The organism is Sagittula stellata E-37, assembly GCF_039724765.1.
Taxonomy (GTDB): domain Bacteria; phylum Pseudomonadota; class Alphaproteobacteria; order Rhodobacterales; family Rhodobacteraceae; genus Sagittula; species Sagittula stellata.
In genome coordinates this window covers 3602478-3620518 of record NZ_CP155729.1, presented here as the reverse complement: position 1 = coordinate 3620518, position 18041 = coordinate 3602478, and the positions used below count along the sequence as shown (strand labels likewise).

Below are 18041 nucleotides of genomic sequence, written 5' to 3'. Positions count from 1 at the left end.
CAGCGTTTCGTGGCATGATTGCCTCACCTATTTTCAGGGAGGCATTTTCAATGACGATGACACGCAGACGGGCCTTGTCGCTCGGATCCGCAGGGCTGTTCGCAACAACCGTACCCTTCGCCACATGGATAAACGGCGCGCGCGCCCAGTACATGCGGACGCGCTACGACGCCGCGTCTCCCGAGGGCAAGGAGATGCTTGGCATTTACGCGAATGCCGTGGGCCAGATGAAGACGCGGGATCCCTCCGACCCGACGTCCTGGCAATTTCAGTTCTTCACGCATTGGATGGACGAGCAGAAGGCTGCGGCGATCGACCGGATCTATGGACCGGATGCCTCGCCCGAGAAGATGGCGGCAGAGGCGATGTGGAACACCTGCCGGGGTCACATCACTTGGGCAAGCCAGTCCGATTTCTTCGTGCCGTGGCACAGGATGTACGTGCTCTACCTCGAAAAGATCGTGCGGCAGGTGTCCGGCGAGGATGATTTCACGCTGCCCTACTGGAACTACTCCGACCCTGCGAGCCTTGCCATTCCTGAGGAGTTTCGCGATCCGGCATCCCCGTTGTTCGTCGCCGACCGCAACCCGGGGATCAACGATGGCACCGCGGTGATGAATGGCTTGTCGACAGCCTTCATGTCGCGCACTGCGTACCTTGGCCAGATCGGGTTCAACCGGACACTGGACAATAATCCACATGGCGCCGTGCACGTCATGGTGGGCACGACCACGAACATGGGCAACGTGCCGACCGCTGCAAACGACCCGGTGTTCTGGGTGCATCACGCGCAGATTGACCGTTGCTGGGCCAGTTGGAACGCGGCAGGCGGAGCGAACCCGACCGATGCTACGTGGACCGATCAGGCGTTCCAGTTCTACGATCCCGTCGAGAACCAGCTTGTTTCGGTGGCGTCCGGCAGCGTCACGACGACAGAGGAATTGGGCTATACCTACCAGGACCTTGTCCCCGAGCCTGCGCCTTTGACCGCCATGGTGGAGCGCGACAAGCTGACCGAAACTGCGCCCATTGTGCTGGCCGCAGCAGAGGACGTGCCGTTGACCGCAAGCGTCGACACCGGACCAGTCAAGTTGGGGGCGGACCCTGTCACTGCACGTGTCGCCGCGCCAGAGCAGAGCCTTGCGCTCGGAGGTCCGTCCGACAAGCGTCTCTATCTGGTCATCGGGGCACTCGCGACAGAGGTGCAGCCGGGTGTCGTCTACGACGTATACCTTGGCGGACCGGACGTGGCTCGGGAGCAGCGGGACGAGTGGCTGGTGGGCCAGATCCATTTCTTCAACGCCACTGCCTCGATAGAGGAGGCGGAGAAGACCGACGCCGTCTTTGCCTTCGATGTGACCGACCATATGGCGGTCCTGACGTCGGAGGCCAACGATGGGCTGCCCACACCGCAGGTCACCTTCGCCCCGGCGGGCGCGCCTGCCGAAAATGCGGAGCCACTGGTCGGAGACATTCGGTTCGTAGAGGAATAGACTCGGCGCACACATGGGGCGGGCCAATGTGTTGACCTGCCCCCCCCCGGGCTTCCACACGTGGGCGTTCCGGGATAGGGCAAGGCATGCTCATCCCGATCCTGCTTGTCGTCGCGTTTGTCCTGCTGCTGATCTTCAACCGACCCGAGACACGTCTTTGTCGTTGGCGTGAGTTCCGCAGCAACGACGACGTGCGGTGGACATGCGTGCATTGTGGCGCCACGGTAAGCCTGCCGCGGGGAGAACGCCCACGCGAATGCTATCGCCGGGAACACAGCCAATGACCAGTCCAGAGACCGAAAACGACGAGCCGACAGAGCTTTCCTTCGTCTGTCCGCCGGACCTCGCGGGCCATATCCCGTTCCCGACGCCTGCCGCGCAACATGTCCCCGACTGGTTCCGCAAGCTGCCGATGGAGCTGGACATGCCGGGTGCCGAGGGGCAGCCGTGGAAAACCATGAGCGCCTGCTTGCCCGTGCATGACGCCTTCGCCTTGGGGTGGGTGCTTCCCACGCCGTTCGACCTGGGGGTGGGGCGCGACGAGGAAGGACAATTGATCTTCCAGTGGCCCGAAAACGTGCCGTTCGCCCCGGTCGAATTGATGAACCCTGCGCAAATTGGCGCGGACAGTCCCCCGTTTCAGGATGCTCTGCCGCTGAAGTTCGTCAATCCGTGGCGGGTCAAGTTGCCGCCGGGGTGGTCAGCTGCCTTTCTGCATCCGCTGAACCATTTCGAACTGCCCTTCCGTATCTTCGATGCGGTGGTCGACTGCGACGTGTTGCAAAAACCCGTGGACATCCCGTTCCGATGGATCGCTGCTGAAGAGCAGGTTCTTCTGCCAGCCGGAACGCCGATGGTTCAGGTGGTCCCATTCGAGCGCCGGCTTACGCCACCACATGCAGACATCCGCGCCGAGACGCCGGAAGAGACGGCAGAACGCGAAGCAGCCGCCCGCACAAAACCTGGCGAGCCGTCCGACTACGCACGAAAGTGGCGCAGGCGCCACGAAACCGAAGGGACATGATGAACACGCCCATTGATGCAGAGGATCGCCGCGCCGTCCCGCCAGTCATCTGTTATCCGACAGAGACGCTGCCACACCCCGACCTTGCGCTCTATCGAAAGGCTTTGGGATCCGCCCAGGTGACGCATCGTGTCACCGCTCCCCCGCGTGACGCTTGCACCTTCGAGGTGCCCGCCGGCCATTTCTTCCGCATCACCTGCACCGAAGCCCCGCAGGTCGGCGACCTGAACCTGTGGAACGCCAACGATCTGTCGGAACGCTTCTTCTCTGGCAAGACGCGGGCGCTGCATGGAACGCACGTCTCGACGGGTGACCGGCTCTGGTCTGCGCTGCCTCACCTGCGGCCGATGGCGACCATCGTCGAGGACACATTGGACTGGTACGGCATCGACAGCTTTGGCGGATCGGTCCATGACGTGATCGGCACGCGGTGCGATCCCTACACCCATGCGCTGCTGTCCGGCGGCGCATATCACCATTGCTGCCATTCCAATCTGACTCGCGCTTTGGCCAACGCCCGTAATTTGGACCTGATTGAAGCTGAACGGCATGTGCATGACGTCCTGAACGTCTTCATGTGTACGGGGTTCACCCACGATACCGGACAGTATTTCATGAAGGCCTCCCCTGTGCGCCCCGGGGATTTTCTGACCTTCTTCGCAGAAATCGACTTGCTTGGCGCGCTCAGCGCTTGTCCTGGAGGGGATTGCGGATCGGAGCACAGTTCGGACACGGCACGCTGTGCGCCTCTGGGGGTCGAGATCCTGTCGCCTGACGAAACCAGTCTTAACGGATGGGCTGCGCCTGCGCCAAACGGATATGATCGCAGCCACGGGCGGTGACACCCACCCGGTTCTAAAAATGTCCCGGGTGGGTTCTCTGTTCAGGAAAACGCGGCTTCCAGCGCGATTTCGACCATGTCGCCAAAACTGCGCTCTCGATCCTCGGAGGGCAACGCTTCATGGGTCAGAAGGTGATCGGACACAGTCAGAACCGCCAAAGCCCGCACACCGTGTCGGGCCGCAAGCGTGTAGAGCTCTGCCGCTTCCATTTCGACACCGAGTATGCCGTGACGGACCATCTGCTCATTCAGATCCGGCCGTTCGTCGTAGAAAACATCCGAAGAATAGATCCCGCCGACATGCACGCCACAATCTTTGCCGCGTGCAGCGGTAACGGCTTTTTCCAGTAGGCCGAAATCCGCGCAAGGTGCGAAATTCAATTCTCGAAAGATGCCGCGCGACGGCGTCGAAAGAGTGGACGCCGTCATCGCGACGATCACATCTCGGATTTTGACGCTATTCTGCATCGCCCCGCAGGAACCGATGCGGATCAGAGTCTTCGCCCCATAGTCTCGAATCAATTCGTTCGCGTAGATCGAAAGGCTGGGCATTCCCATGCCCGAGCCTTGTATCGTAACGCGCTGACCCTTCCACGTGCCAGTGTACCCTAGCATGCCGCGTACGCGATTCACGCACTTGGCATTTTCAAGAAAGGTCTGCGCGGCCCATTCGGCGCGAAGCGGATCGCCGGGCATCAAGACCGTTTCCGCGATCTCGCCCGGCGCTGCTCCGATGTGGATTGTCATCGTAAAATGCCTGGTTGCGTGAACGTCAAAGCGCCATGTCTTCCAAAGACTTGCCTTCATCCAGCGCTTCGATCAGCCAGTTCGGCTTGCGCCCGCGGCCCGTCCAGGTCTGCGAAGGATCTGCGGGGTTCGCGTATTTCGGAGCGCTTTTGGAGCCTTTCGGCCCGGCAGTCATCACATCTTCAAGCGAGAAGCCGTATTCCTTTGCAGCCTGTTCGGCGGCGCGCTTGGCCTCCGCCATGCGGCGTGCATCAACGGTCCTCAGCGCCTTTTGCGCGTCGGCAACCAATTTTTGTAACTCGTCACGGGAAAGAGACTCAAGATCAACATTCATAGCCAAGTCCTTTATCCGTTGGCAGTAGGTAACTCGCAGCTCTTAATTCTAGTGCGAAGGAACTGCAAGGCGAGCATAGGTTATGCAGGGTAAATCAGGCGTCAACAAGTAAGGAGTTTCGCATTTAGGTTGATCGGTAGAAATTCGCTGGTAGACACAATTTCGGCATTCGTTTTTTTGATTTGCCGCCATTTAGCGTCATTTCCCAGTGAGCATGTTGTGTGAATTCAAATCCGTTCCTGGCTGCATCTGAAATGAAGAACGGCCAAGCACGAGGCTTGGCCGTCCGCGATTTCGGTGTGGTTCACTCCGCCGCGACCGACTGCGGGTCCACCAGGGTCACGATGTCTTTCATGATCGTGTTGAGTGCGAAATCCTTCGGCGTATAGACGCGGGCAACCCCCATCGCCTTGAGACGGACGGCATCCTCTTCGGGAATGATGCCGCCGATGATCACGGGCAATTCGCCAAGACCGGCGGCTCTCAGGCGGTGCATTACGTCCTCCACGAGCGGGATATGCGACCCCGAAAGGATCGACAGGCCGACGACGTGGGCGCCCTGTTGTGCTGCTGTAACGATCTGTTCAGGGGTCAGGCGAATGCCTTCGTAGTCGATCTCCATTCCGCAGTCGCGCGCCCGAAAAGCGATCTGCTCGGCGCCGTTAGAATGACCATCGAGGCCGGGCTTGCCGACAAGGAAGCGCATCCGGCGGCCCAGGCGATCCGAGACCGCGTCCACCATCGCGCGCAAGTCGTCCAGGCCTTCGGTCTTGTTGGACACGGCACGCGAGACGCCGGTCGGGCCGCGGAACTCTCCGTGGACAGCCCGCATTTCGCCCGCCCATTCACCGGTGGTCACGCCGGCCTTCGCACATTCGATCGAGGCCGGGACGACGTTCTCACCCTTCTGCGCCGCAGTCCTGAGCTCGGACAGTGCGGCCTTCACGGCCTCCGCATCCCGTCCGTCGCGCCATTCCGCAAGGCGCGCCTTCTGGTCTTCCTCCACCGCGGGATCGACGGTCATGATGCCACCGTCCTCACCCATCAATGGCGACGGCTCTGTCTGCTGCCAGCGGTTCACGCCGACGACAATCGTTTCTTCGCGCTCGATCCGGTTTAGGCGCTCGGCGTTTGAATCGACAAGGCGCCCCTTCATGTACTCGATCGCACTGATCGCACCGCCCATCGAATCGATGTTTGCAAGTTCCGCCCGGGCACCTTCCTTCAATGCCTCGACCTTCGCATCCACCGCCGGGTTGCCGTCGAACAGGTCGCCGTACTCCAGCAGATCGGTTTCATACGCGAGGATCTGCTGCATTCGCATGGACCACTGTTGGTCCCAGGGGCGCGGCAGCCCGAGCGCCTCGTTCCATGCGGGCAATTGGACGGCGCGCGCGCGGGCGCGTTTAGACAGCGTTACCGCCAGCATCTCGATCAGGATGCGATAAACGTTGTTCTCTGGCTGCTGCTCCGTCAGCCCGAGGGAGTTCACCTGCACGCCGTAGCGGAAGCGGCGCATCTTGGGATCCTCGACGCCGTACCGCTCCTGCAGAATCTCGTCCCACAGGTCGACAAAGGCGCGCATCTTGCACATCTCGGTGACAAAGCGGATGCCGGCGTTCACGAAGAACGAGATCCGCCCGCAGACGCCCGGAAAATCCTCGGGTGCGATCCTGCCTTTCAGTTCGTCCAGGACCGCGATGGCCGTCGCCAGGGCGAAGGACAGTTCCTGCTCTGGCGTCGCGCCCGCTTCCTGCAGGTGGTAGGAGCAGACGTTCATCGGGTTCCACTTCGGGACATGCTTGTAGCAGTATTCAGCCACGTCGCCGATCATCTTGAGCGACGGCTTTGGCGGACAGATGTAGGTGCCGCGCGAGAGATACTCCTTGATGAGATCGTTCTGGACGGTCCCCTGAAGCTTTGAGACATCGGCCCCCTGTTCCTCTGCCACCGCGATATACAGTGCAAGAAGCCAAGGCGCCGTCGCATTGATCGTCATGGAAGTGTTCATTTGTTCCAGCGGGATGTCCCGGAACAGCATGCGCATGTCGCCGAGGTGGCAGACCGGAACGCCGACCTTGCCCACTTCGCCTCGGGACAGGATGTGATCGCTGTCGTAGCCGGTCTGGGTAGGCAGGTCGAAAGCCACCGAAAGACCGGTCTGCCCCTTCGCGAGGTTGGAGCGATAAAGCGCATTCGACGCCTCGGCGGTGGAGTGTCCGGCATATGTGCGGATCAGCCAGGGACGGTCGGCTTGGGGAGCGGGCGCGCTCATAGGGGTGTCGCTTTTGGCGGTCTCGGTCATCGGGGCCTCCTTCGTGGGCGCTGCCGCGGCGCGGGTCCTGCGCAAGCCGTGGCGTGAGACTGGTGGGCAATCTTGTTACGTTTGCATTCTGTATTGCGAAATAATATGTCGCTGTCAATTCGCCGCGTTGCGGCACTGCTGGCGCGGAAAGTGTGCGCTCAAGCGCGATCCGCGTCCACTGTTCGACGTCTCTCTGAGAATTTGGAGGAGCGCACTGCTCAGGCTTTCGCCTGTTGGGTACGGGACAGCACGCTCCCAGTGTTTTCTGCGGTGGCAATAGAAGTTTCTGCGTCCGCTGGGTTATAAAATTTCAAAACTATGTCGAATGAAGTTGCAATGTTGCGCATCGGCTCGTATCCAGTGGTCCAACGCCGCGATTCTGCGCTGCAGAGCCGGTATCCGTTAACGACCGAGGACCTAGAACAGGAGGCCCCCATGGCACTGGATCAGCAGACTGGCATCGCTCAGTACGACGCGCCGGAAAAAGACCTCTACGAGATCGGCGAAATGCCCCCGATGGGCTACGTCCCTAAGAAGATGTACGCGTGGAACATCCGTCGCGAGCGTCATGGGGATCCCGACAAGTCATTCCAGGTCGAAGTCGTGGACACCTGGGACATCGACAGCCACGAGGTTCTGGTGCTCGTCATGGCGGCGGGCGTGAACTACAACGGCGTCTGGGCCGGGAAGGGCGTTCCGATCAGCCCGTTCGATGTTCACAAGCAGGACTACCACATCGCGGGATCCGACGCCTCGGGCATCGTTTGGAAAGTCGGCGACAAGGTGAAGAACTGGAAGGTGGGCGACGAGGTCGTGATCCACTGCAACCAGGACGATGGCGACGACGAGGAATGCAACGGCGGCGACCCGATGTTCTCTCCGTCCCAGCGGATCTGGGGCTACGAGACCGGCGACGGCTCCTTTGCGCAGTTCACTCGGGTGCAGGCCCAGCAGCTCATGCCGCGGCCCAAGCACCTGACATGGGAAGAGGCCGCCTGCTACACGCTGACTCTGGCAACCGCCTATCGGATGCTGTTCGGCCACCATCCTCATGAGCTAAAGCCCGGCCAGAACGTTCTGGTTTGGGGCGCGTCGGGCGGCCTGGGCTCTTACGCGATCCAGCTTGCCAACACGGCGGGCGCCAATGCGATCGGCGTGATCTCGGACGAAAGCAAGCGTCAGTTCGTGATGGACCAGGGCGCGAAGGGCGTGATCAACCGCAAGGATTTCAACTGCTGGGGCCAGCTTCCGACGGTCAATTCGCCGGAATACAACGAATGGCTTAAGGAAGCCCGCAAGTTCGGTAAGGCGATCTGGGAAATCACCGGCAAGGGCGTCAGCGTGGATATGGTCTTCGAGCATCCGGGCGAAGCGACTTTCCCGGTGTCGACGCTGGTGGTGAAGAAGGGTGGCATCGTGGTGATCTGCGCCGGCACCTCCGGTTTCAACTGCACCTTCGACGTGCGCTACATGTGGATGCACCAGAAGCGCTTGCAGGGATCGCATTTCGCAAACCTGAAGCAGGCGGCCTCTGCCAACCGCCTGATGATCGAGCGCCGCCTCGACCCCTGCATGTCCGAAGTCTTTCCGTGGGACGAGATCCCGGCCGCGCACATGAAAATGATGCGCAACGAGCACAAGCCCGGCAACATGGCCGTTCTCGTGCAGGCGCCGAAGACCGGTCTGCGGACGATCGAGGATTGCCTCGACGCGCGAAAGTAGGCGCGACCATCCAAAACCTAGGGGTCCAGGAGACTCCGGGGGCAAGCTGAAACGCCCGCGAATCGGTCACGGTTCGCGGGCGTTCTTCTGTCTGTCGGTCAGACAAAGCAATTACAGCGCCTTGCCGAACCGTGCCCTCGCTATTTCTGGGGAGGAAATTTCCGTGAATACCCGGAGGCTTGGGTACATGGTAGAGTTGTCTTAATTGATCGTTAACCATCACAGGGTGAGGCTTGCCATGGGACATGACTGGATTTTGGACGTACTGACCGACCTGAAAACCTTTGCGCGCGCCAACGGCATGCCGTCGCTGGCGGCGCAACTGGACGACGCGTCCTTCGTCGCGCAGGCGGAAATGACGTCACTTGCCGAGGGTAAGGGACTTGGGCTTTCTGCGAAACGCGCCGCGTCTGGACGGGTTGATCGAACGTTTGGAGTCCGCTGACGGACTGGAAGATCTCCAGCTTCTGATCGAAGAACTGAGGGACGAATATGGTGTCGATCATATCGTCTATCACTGGGTCAACAGCGCCGGAGAACAATATGGCTGCGGCACCTACGATCTCGAATGGGTCAATCACTACATAGAGAAAGGCTATCTGAGGATCGATCCGGTCATTCAGGGATGTTACCAGCGTTTTCACCCGGTGAACTGGAAACGCCTCGACTGGTCTTCTAAATCCGCACGGGCTTTTCTCGAAGACGCGATTGGCCACGGCATCGGCAACCAGGGATATTCCATCCCGATCCGTGGCCCCAACGGCCAGTTCGCGCTGTTCACCATGTCCCACAGCTGCAACGACGATGAATGGGAGGCGTTCACCATCAGCAACCGCCGCGACCTGATCCTCGTCGCGCATTCCTTCAATTCCAAAGCTCTGGAGTTCGAGCCGGGCCGCACACCCGAACCCGCGCAGCCCCTAAGCCCAAGAGAGATCGAGGCGATGACCTTGCTGGCCATCGGCTACAGTCGGGCGCAGGCCGCCGACACGCTCTCTATCTCGGAACACACGCTGAGGGTCTATGTCGAAAGCGCCCGCCACAAACTCGGGGCGATGAACACAACTCACGCGGTCGCCCAGGCCCTCAGCCGGGGCGTGATCGTGATCTGAAGAATGGGGCATTGCGTCTCCTTCGCGCCCGTGCACCTGCGCAAGGATATCGTCCGGGTGGCTGAATCATCGGTTAATTCCGCGCGCGCCGGCGCCTAAACCCATTAACCACGCGAGCGGCAGGCTCGGTCCATCAACGCTTTCTGCGAAGGATGGACGCATGATCCGCTACATTTACGGCAACGACCTGCACAAGTTTCCCAAACTCGCCCGCACAATGTTCCTCGACCGCGCCGACCAGTTCAAGACGCGCCTTGGCTGGGCCGTCGACGTCGACGAACGCGGTTTCGAGCGCGACGCATACGACGACGAGAATCCGCTTTACGTGATCTGGGAGAACAAGGACGGGTCGCACGGCGGTTCGATGCGGCTTCTGCCGACCGTGGGCGGGACAATGGTCAACGACCACTTCATTCACCTGACGGATGGCGTCCGCATCGAAAGCCCGCTGATCTGGGAATGCACCCGTTTCTGTCTTTCGAAGGCCGCCGGACCGGGCGTTGCGGCGGCCCTGATGCTGGCCGGTGGAGAGGTCATGCAGGAATTCGGCATCCAGCATTACGTGGGCGTGTTCGATGCGCGCATGGTACGCATCTACAATCGGATCGGATCGTCGCCGGACATCCTCGGCCAGGAAGGGGAAGGGCGCGCCATGATTGCCGTGGGCCTGTGGGAATTCACCCCGGAGGCACAGGCGAATGTCTCGCGCAGCGCAGGCATTTCGCCCGATCTTTCAAAGCGTTGGTTCGAGCTGTCCTTTGGCGAGATCATCGACGAGGCGGGCCTCGTCGCCGCCTGATCCTGCCGTGTTCGACGGTGGCGCGCGTACCCTTCCGGGTGCGCGCGTTTTCGCATCTGGCGGCTGGCGGACACGCCAAGTAGGGTGCGCGCCATGAATGATGCCAGCCCAATCGTATATTCCCCCGATCAGGCAGAGGCGCACGACCGCGTCAGCGACCTGTTGCGTGCGGCGGGCGTCGACCTCGACAACGGTCTGTGCCTGCCTGCCAAGGAAAGCGACGCCCGGGTCATGGCTTTGATGGGCAAGGCGGGGTCCGGCAAGACGCTGCTTTTGTCGGAACTGGTGAAGGCACTGGACGCCGTTGGGGTCGAGACGGTTTCCGGCGACTACGAAAGCCGCCGGTCGCGCGAATCGCGCACGCTGGCCGTGCTGGCACCGACGAACAAGGCGGCCTCCGTCCTCAGGATGCGGGGCGTGCCCGCCACGACCATCCACCGCATCATCTACACGCCGGTCTACGATCCGGAGTACGAGAAGGTCGCGGAATGGTTGATGGGCAACGGCGATCCCCCGGAAATCGAAGAGCTCCCGGAAGAAGCGCTGGCCCGCGCGCAGGCCTCGTACGAGGTGCACAAGTCGATTCCGGCGGCCTTGGCGGCGGCGGGCCTGCGCGGGTCCGACTTCATCACCGGGTGGAAACGCCGGGAAGAGCCGCTGGACATCGGATTCGTCGACGAAGCTTCGATGCTCGACGAAAAGCAGTTCGAGGACCTGCAGGAGATCTTTCCCAACCTCGTGTTGTTCGGCGATCCCGCGCAGCTCGCCCCGGTGGGGCAGTCCGGAAAGATGGTCTTCGACGGGTTGAAGGACAGCCAGAAGCTGGAGCTGCACCGCATCCACCGGCAGGAGGCCGACAACCCGATCCTCGACCTGGCGCATGCGCTGGCGGATCCGGCCATCGGTTTCGAGGATTTCGAACGGATGGTCGAAGACGCGGCCCGGCGCGACGAACGTGTGGTCTTTGCCCAGCGGGTCGAGGTCGACCTTATGGCGCGCTCCCCGGTGCTGGTCTGGCGCAACGCCACGCGCATCCGACTGATCAACGCTTTCCGGCATGTGCATGGTGCCCCGGAGACCGCCCTTCTGCCCGGAGAGCCGCTGGTCTGCGACGGGATCGAACTGCCCCTGAAGCACCGCAAGAAGCGGCTCGATCTCGAAGCGCGCGGGCTCATCAAGGGTGCGCAGGTGATTTACCTGGGCCCCGGCCGGAAGCCCGGTTTCTCCAAGCTGCATGTCGTGGGCGCGTTGGAGCCGCAGGTCTCGGCGGCCTCGATCGTCAAGATCGAGAAGCCGGACGAGGAAGAACCCTTCATCCCGTACGCCGCCAGCATGGGCGCGACGTTCCTGCACGGTGCCGCCGTGACGATCCACAAGGCGCAGGGCAGCCAGTGGGAGAACGTGCAGGTCTTTGCGCCCGACCTTTATGCCGCGGCCCGGATGGGGCGGGTGGAGGCGGGGCAGCCGCTGTGGAAACGGCTGGCCTACGTTGCGATTACGCGCGCGCAGTCACGGCTGTTCTGGGTCGTGCGCAACCGGCTGGCAAAGCCGTCCGACGGCCTCAGGATCGACGATCTCGGAGGTACGCCCGCGCCCCTGACGCTCGAAGCGCAGGATCCGGCTGCCGGTGCCTGACCGGAAGGCGCCCAGCACCCACTCGGTGATTGGTATTTGCGCGGTGTGGCAGTGGATAGTTTACCTAGCGTAAATGCGACTTGGTAACGAGTTATTAACTACTGTGAATGAAGAGTTGTCCTGTGGCGATAGCAGGAGATTCTCTGGAAAATGTCGTCTTTCGCGGCGTACAGGACAAGAGCGACTGGAAAACGAAGGCGCTGGTACTCGGTGCCGACGCGCATCGTGTTGACCGTCCGGATCGCCGGGATGGCGTTGGCGACGTCAATGCTGGCGTTCGGGCTGCTCGACCGGATGTTCCACTTTCTCGACGGTCTGTATCCTGCTGGGTCGGTGCAACACACGAGCGCTCTGACCTACGTCGCCATTGCCCTGGCCATCGTCGCCTCCTCGTTGCAGCGGCCGTTGCGGCACACCGGCCGCTCCGAAGCGCTGATATGGGCGGTTATCATTCTGATCTGCCTGACCGGTCTGGTTCTGCTCGGCCCGACCGATGCGGAGTTGTGGAACGGGTCGACCTGGAACAACGCCGCCAGTCTGCTTCTGCTGAGCACGGGGCAATTGTTGCGCCGAACACGGCCGACGGCTGGGCTGGTCTGCACTTTGCTGGCGTTGTTTACCCCGGCGGTGGCGCTGAACGGCTTCACGCACGGCGATCCGGCCTTTTTCGGAAGCATGGCGCTGCCCACGGCCATCGCTTTGCTGGCTCTTGCCGTGGTCAACGCGACCCGTTTTGCGCGACACAGATCAATACGCCTGATGCTGGTCGACAACCCTGCGGGCCAACTTGTCCGGCAGCAAATCGTAATCTGGACGTTGCTGGCGGTGTTCTTGCCGCTCGTTGCGCGGCTTCTGCCGCTGGTGAACCTGTCACACGACACAATTTTTCCGACCCTTTACACCGCGCAGATGGGCCTGATCCTGCTGGGCATCATGCATTTCGGAATCCGGTTCGTCAGTCTTCTAGACAATGCCAGGCGGCTGGAACGGGCTCTCGTCCGGGATGTGGAGACGGATTCCCTGACCGGTGCCGCCACGAGACGCGCGGCCCGGGCGTGGTTCGAGGACCGTATCTGGCGCTCGCATGTCGCTGTCATCCTGGTCGACCTCGACCACTTCAAGAACGTTAACGACACCTATGGCCACGCGGTGGGCGATGCGGTGCTCCAGACGGCGGCGCGCGCCATGCAGGAAGAGATGCGCATGACCGATATGGTCACGCGCTGGGGCGGCGAGGAATTCGCCGTCATGTTCCCGCTCAACAATCCGGTGGCCCTGCGCGCCCGTGCAGAGGTCCTGCGTGTCCGGATCGCCGAAGCCACCCGAAGCACCGATGGCCTGCCCGTGGTGACCGCTTCGCTGGGCTGCACCATCGTAGAAAAGGGCGTCGGACGGTCCCTCATCGAGGCGGTGTCCGTTGCCGACCACGCGATGTACCGTGCCAAGGAGCAGGGTCGCAACCGCGTGGTGCTTTGTGATGGGCTGGAGCCGCAGCCAGGACCGACAGGGCATGAACCACAGCTATCGGACGTGACGTTGGCCCGGCTCAGGACAGCTTGACGATCTGCTTGCCGGTGTTGCCGCCCTTCAGCATCGCCATGAAGGCCGCCGGCGCATTCTCCAGCCCCTCGGCAACGTCTTCCAGCCAGGTGATCTGGTCCGCTGCAACCTTCGGCGTGACCTCGCGCAGGAAGTCCGGGAAGCCGTCCCAGTGGTCGAAGATGATCAGGCCGTTCACCGAAAGCCGCTTTGTCAGGATGCTGCGCCAGACCGTCGGCAGCCCGTCGGCGATGTCATCCGAGCCGCTGTACCAGGCAATCGTGCCGCAAAGCGGGATACGGCCGTGCACGTTCATCAGAGGCAGAACCGCCTCAAGCACCTTGCCGCCGACGTTTTCCCAGTAGATGTCGATGCCGTCCGGTGCGGCCTCTTCCAGCGCCTTGCGCAGCGATGCGGCGTCATGGGCGCGGTGGTCGATAGCCGCGTCGAAGCCGAACGTCTCCGTCGCGATCCGGCACTTCTCGGGGCCTCCTGCGATGGCCACGGTTCTCAGACCCTGCGATTTTGCCAGCTGTCCTACCATGGCACCCACCGGTCCCGTCGCGGCGGCCACGACCAGCGTCTCACCCGCTTTGGGGCGGCCGTATTTCTTCAGTCCGGTCCAAGCTGTGAACCCCGGCATGCCCAGCACGCCAAGCGCCGTGGAGGGCGGCAGGTCGCTGTCCAGCTTGCGCGCCTCATTGCCCTTGAGCACCGCGTGGCTGGCCCAGCCGGTCATGCCGGTCACGAGATCGCCTTCAGCAAAACCGTCCGCCTTCGAGGATATGACACGGCCAACGCCTTGTCCGGTCATGGTGTCGCCAACGCTCAGCGAGGGGGCGTAACTTTTTACCGGCGCCATGCGGCCCCGCATGTAGGGATCAAGCGACAGCAGCGTGACCTCCACGAGGATCTCGCCCTCTGCCGGTTCCGGCATCGCGCCCCGCTCCAAAGAGAAATCTTCTGCCACCGGGTCGCCCTCCGGATGGCGGGCCATCGCGATACGGGTCATCTGTGAAGGCATGTCTGGCTCCTGTTCCAATTTGTCTTCCGGACGCTTGTGGAAAGCTGTTGCGCCCGGGCCGTCATGTTGCGCAGTCTAGGCCCAAGGAAGCGGACGGCAAGGGAGGGCCAGATGCAAGGCATGATGATGCAGATGCCGTTGAGGGTCATCGAGATCCTGGATTATGCGGCGGCGGCGCACCCGGGAGGAGAAATCGTTTCAGTCCGGACCGAGGGGGATCTGCATCGCCAGAGCTACCGCGACACCTATGCCCGCGTGGCGCAGCTGGCGCATGGGCTGAAAGACCTCGGCGTCGGCGAAGGGGATCGGGTGGCCACGCTCGCGTGGAACGGCTACCGGCATTTCGAGCTGTATTACGCCGTCTCCGGCATGGGCGCGGTCTGCCACACGATCAACCCGCGCCTGTCCGCCGAGCAGATGCTCTACATCATCAAGCACGCCGGCGACCGCGTTCTGTGCCTGGACCTGACCTTCGTGCCGCTGGTTGAGGCGTTGGCCGATCACCTGCCGGAGGGGCTGGTGCTGGTGGTCATGACGGACCGATCGCACATGCCCGACTCTGATATGGGGTTCCTGTGTTACGAGGATCTGCTGGACGAACAGGCGACCACATTCGACTGGCCGCTGATGGACGAAAATGCAGCTGCGGCGCTGTGCTACACCTCCGGCACCACGGGCAACCCGAAGGGCGCGCTCTATTCCCATCGCTCGACCGTGCTTCATGCGATGTTCATCGCGATCACCCTGCCGAAATCGTTGCGGGAAGGTGGTCGCATCCTCCCCGTCGTGCCGATGTTCCACGTCAATTCCTGGGGGTTGCCTTATGCCGCGCCGATGGTGGGCGCCTCGCTGATCATGCCGGGGCCGAAGCTGGACGGCCCGTCGCTGTTCGAACTTATGGAAAGCGAAGGGGTCACCGCCTCGTGGGGTGTGCCGACGGTCTGGCTGGGGCTGCGGGCGGAAGTCGAAAAACGCGGCACCGTGCCGTCGAAACTGGATCAGCTTGTGATCGGCGGCTCTGCCGCGCCGCGGGCGATGATCGAGTTCTTCGAGGATCGTGGCCTGGACGTCTGCCACGCATGGGGCATGACGGAGATGAGCCCGGTCGGAACCCATGGCCAATTGTCCGAGCCGATGAAGGACCTGCCGCACGATACACGCATGAGGCTGAAGTCGAAGCAGGGCCGCCGGGTGTTCGGGGTCGAGCTGAAGCTGAACGACGAAGACGGCAATCGGCTCCCGCACGACGGCAAGGCCGTGGGTGAGCTCTATGTGCGCGGGAACGCGATCATTTCCGGATATTTCGACAACGCCGAGGCGACCTCACAGGCGTTCGATCGCGAAGGCTGGTTCGGCACCGGCGACGTGGCCAGCATAGACGGCGCGGGGTTCCTGCATATCCAGGACCGGTCGAAGGATCTCATCAAGTCCGGCGGCGAGTGGATTTCCTCGATCGATCTCGAAAACATCGCGATGGCCCATCCCAAGGTTGCGAACTGCGCGGTGATCGCCATCAAGCATCCGAAATGGGAGGAGCGCCCGCTTCTGGTCGTCGTGCCGAAGGACGACGGCCCACGCCTTGAAGAGATTCACGCCATGATGCAGGAACACGTCGCGAAATGGCAGTTGCCGGACGCAATGGAATTCGTCGAGGACCTGCCGCTGACCGCCACCGGGAAAGTGTCGAAGATGACGCTACGTAAATGCTTCGAAGGATACGAGTTGCCGGATGCTGGCTGACGACCTGAGGACGATGGCACCGCGCGAAAGCGATTGGTTCACGCTGGACGCGCGACGTGTGAAAGCGTTCGCCGATGCGACCGATGACTGGCAGGACATTCACCTAGATGCGGAGTTCGCCTCGAAGACCCCGTTCGGGGGCACCATCGCCCATGGCTTCCTGACGCTGTCGATGCTGTCGGCCATGTCCTACCAGGTGACGAAGGGGCTGACCGGATTTTCCTCCAGCGTGAACTACGGTTTCGACCGGGTCAGGTTCGTCTCTCCGGTCAGGGTCGGGCGGCGGGTCCGGGGGCGGTTCTCCGTGGCGGGTGTCGACGAGGGCGAAAGCTGGCTGGACGTACATTGGGACGTCGAGGTCGAGAAGGAAGGCGAGACACGCCCGGCGCTTGTGGCCAACTGGATAACGCGGTTTTACTTGGCCGAGGGTTAACGGCGCGCGCGCCCCTTCGCCGGGCGCCCGCCGCGCCGCCGTTCAGAGACAGGGAGAGAGACATGGATCTTGGCATGACGGAGCGGGTGAAACCGCTTGTCGAAAAGGTGCGCCGAATGATCGAGGACGAGATCGCGCCGCTCGACCGGGAGTTTCACGCCGAGGTCGGTAAACACCCGGAGGGCCGGTTCCACCACACCGCCCGCCAGCTTGAAATCCTGGACGGTTTGAAGGCCAAGGCGCGGGAGCGCGGCTTGTGGAACTTCTGGCTGACGGACTCGGATCGCGGCTACGGCCTGACGACGGTTGAATACGCCTATCTCGCCGAGGAGATGGGCAAGGTGGGCATCGCCGCAGAGGTCTTCAACTGCAACGCGCCCGACACCGGCAACATGGAGGTCCTCGAACGCTACGGCGAAGACTGGATGAAGGATCGCTGGCTTGCGCCTTTGCTCGCAGGAGAAATCCGCTCCGCCTACGTGATGACGGAACCGGACGTCGCCTCGTCCGACGCGGCGCAATTGGCGTTTTCGGCCCGCAGGGACGGGGCCGATTACGTTCTGAACGGCGAAAAGTGGTGGATCAGCGGTGCGGGCGACCCGCGCTGCGGGCTGTATATCCTCATGGCGTGTACTGATCCGGACGCGGCCAAGCACCAGCGCCACACGATGTTCGTGATGGACCCGGACATGCCGGGGATCGAAGTGCTGCGGCCCATGCAGGTCTTCGGGGCGGACGACGCGCCGCACGGCCACATGCACCTCCGTTTCACAGACGTGCGCGTCCCGGCGAAGAACATCGTGCTGGGGGAAGCGCGCGGCTTCGAGGTGGCGCAGGGCCGGCTTGGCCCCGGGCGTATCCACCATTGCATGCGCGCCATCGGGCAGGCGGAAAAGGCGCTGGAAATGATGTGCCGGCGCGGTCTGGCGCGCGAGGCCTTCGGCAAGAAGGTCGCGGAACTTGGGGCAAATTTCGACATCATCGCCAACGCCCGGATGGAGATCGAGATGGCGCGCCTCCTGTGCCTGAAGGCCGCTTGGATGATGGACACCGCAGGGGTGCGGGCGGCGCAGCCTTGGATTTCCCAGATCAAGGTCGTGGCGCCGCTCATGGCGGGCAAGGTGATCGACGAGGCGATGCAGATGCACGGCGCGGCAGGGATCAGCCAGGATTTCGACCTTGCGCACATGTGGACCCATGTCCGGACCCTGCGGTTCGCCGACGGCCCGGACGCGGTGCACAGGCGGCAGGTGGCGCGGGCCGAGCTGAAGAAGTACCGCAATGACTGATCTT

At 62.3% G+C, this 18041-nt stretch carries 16 protein-coding genes; 12 read left to right on the top strand and 4 right to left on the bottom strand.

Going from position 1 to position 18041, the window contains the following annotated elements; all coding sequences use genetic code 11:
- The first annotated feature begins 50 nt into the window (after window positions 1–50).
- The 3 genes from ABFK29_RS17215 (at window position 51) to ABFK29_RS17205 (ending at window position 3359) form a co-directional block, all read left to right on the top strand.
- The gene (locus tag ABFK29_RS17215) at window positions 51–1493 is read left to right on the top strand and encodes a tyrosinase family protein (RefSeq protein ID WP_005858917.1); all 1443 of its coding nucleotides are present in this window, start codon (window positions 51–53) and stop codon (window positions 1491–1493) included.
- Window positions 1494–1749: 256 nt separating this feature from the next.
- Complete coding sequence (locus ABFK29_RS17210; protein ID WP_157136478.1) at window positions 1750–2517, top strand: hypothetical protein; 768 nt, start codon at window positions 1750–1752, stop codon at window positions 2515–2517.
- Window positions 2514–3359, top strand: coding sequence for an urea carboxylase-associated family protein (locus ABFK29_RS17205; protein ID WP_005858913.1), 846 nt, complete (start codon window positions 2514–2516; stop codon window positions 3357–3359). The genes ABFK29_RS17210 and ABFK29_RS17205 overlap by 4 nt, the downstream gene beginning before the upstream one ends.
- A 41-nt stretch (window positions 3360–3400) precedes the next feature.
- Here the strand turns inward: ABFK29_RS17205 and deoD are convergent, their stop codons facing one another.
- From deoD to ABFK29_RS17190, 3 genes are all read right to left on the bottom strand, one after another.
- The gene (gene deoD / locus ABFK29_RS17200; protein ID WP_005858912.1) at window positions 3401–4105 is read right to left on the bottom strand and encodes a purine-nucleoside phosphorylase; all 705 of its coding nucleotides are present in this window, start codon (window positions 4103–4105) and stop codon (window positions 3401–3403) included.
- A gap of 25 nt (window positions 4106–4130) precedes the next feature.
- Window positions 4131–4439 carry an H-NS family nucleoid-associated regulatory protein gene (locus ABFK29_RS17195; RefSeq protein WP_040604557.1) on the bottom strand — a complete coding sequence of 103 codons (309 nt, stop codon included), beginning with the start codon at window positions 4437–4439 and terminating at the stop codon, window positions 4131–4133.
- Between the two features lie 304 nt (window positions 4440–4743).
- Window positions 4744–6744, bottom strand: a complete 2001-nt coding sequence (locus tag ABFK29_RS17190; RefSeq protein ID WP_005858909.1) for a protein meaA — start codon at window positions 6742–6744, stop codon at window positions 4744–4746.
- A 435-nt stretch (window positions 6745–7179) separates the two neighbouring features.
- Here ABFK29_RS17190 and ccrA point away from each other — a divergent pair, with 435 nt between their 5' ends.
- The 6 genes from ccrA to ABFK29_RS17160 all read left to right on the top strand — a co-directional run bounded on the left by ccrA (window position 7180) and on the right by ABFK29_RS17160 (window position 13572).
- Window positions 7180–8466, top strand: a complete 1287-nt coding sequence (ccrA, locus tag ABFK29_RS17185; protein ID WP_040604556.1) for a crotonyl-CoA carboxylase/reductase — start codon at window positions 7180–7182, stop codon at window positions 8464–8466.
- Between the two features lie 238 nt (window positions 8467–8704).
- A complete protein-coding gene (locus ABFK29_RS17180) occupies window positions 8705–8911 on the top strand; it encodes a hypothetical protein (RefSeq protein WP_005858905.1) in 207 nt (68 codons plus the stop codon).
- Entirely contained in the window at window positions 8850–9578 is a 729-nt protein-coding gene (locus tag ABFK29_RS17175; RefSeq protein WP_157136477.1) for an autoinducer binding domain-containing protein, read from the top strand. Before ABFK29_RS17180 ends, ABFK29_RS17175 begins: the two co-directional genes overlap by 62 nt.
- Before the next feature lie 160 nt (window positions 9579–9738).
- On the top strand, window positions 9739–10377 hold the full coding sequence (locus tag ABFK29_RS17170; protein WP_005858901.1) for an acyl-homoserine-lactone synthase: 639 nt from the start codon (window positions 9739–9741) through the stop codon (window positions 10375–10377).
- Window positions 10378–10470: 93 nt separating this feature from the next.
- Window positions 10471–12012, top strand: coding sequence for an ATP-dependent DNA helicase (locus ABFK29_RS17165; protein ID WP_005858899.1), 1542 nt, complete (start codon window positions 10471–10473; stop codon window positions 12010–12012).
- A 210-nt stretch (window positions 12013–12222) separates the two neighbouring features.
- Window positions 12223–13572, top strand: coding sequence for a GGDEF domain-containing protein (locus tag ABFK29_RS17160; RefSeq protein ID WP_005858897.1), 1350 nt, complete (start codon window positions 12223–12225; stop codon window positions 13570–13572).
- On the opposite strand, the gene ABFK29_RS17155 is transcribed toward ABFK29_RS17160, so the two are convergent.
- The gene (locus ABFK29_RS17155; protein WP_005858895.1) at window positions 13559–14575 is read right to left on the bottom strand and encodes an NADP-dependent oxidoreductase; all 1017 of its coding nucleotides are present in this window, start codon (window positions 14573–14575) and stop codon (window positions 13559–13561) included. The genes ABFK29_RS17160 and ABFK29_RS17155 overlap by 14 nt on opposite strands.
- Before the next feature lie 111 nt (window positions 14576–14686).
- Here ABFK29_RS17155 and ABFK29_RS17150 point away from each other — a divergent pair, with 111 nt between their 5' ends.
- From ABFK29_RS17150 to ABFK29_RS17140, 3 genes are all read left to right on the top strand, one after another.
- Entirely contained in the window at window positions 14687–16315 is a 1629-nt protein-coding gene (locus ABFK29_RS17150) for a long-chain fatty acid--CoA ligase (RefSeq protein ID WP_005858894.1), read from the top strand.
- Entirely contained in the window at window positions 16305–16748 is a 444-nt protein-coding gene (locus tag ABFK29_RS17145) for a MaoC family dehydratase (protein ID WP_005858892.1), read from the top strand. Before ABFK29_RS17150 ends, ABFK29_RS17145 begins: the two co-directional genes overlap by 11 nt.
- Window positions 16749–16810: 62 nt before the next feature.
- Entirely contained in the window at window positions 16811–18037 is a 1227-nt protein-coding gene (locus tag ABFK29_RS17140; RefSeq protein ID WP_005858890.1) for an acyl-CoA dehydrogenase family protein, read from the top strand.
- Window positions 18038–18041 lie beyond the last annotated feature (4 nt).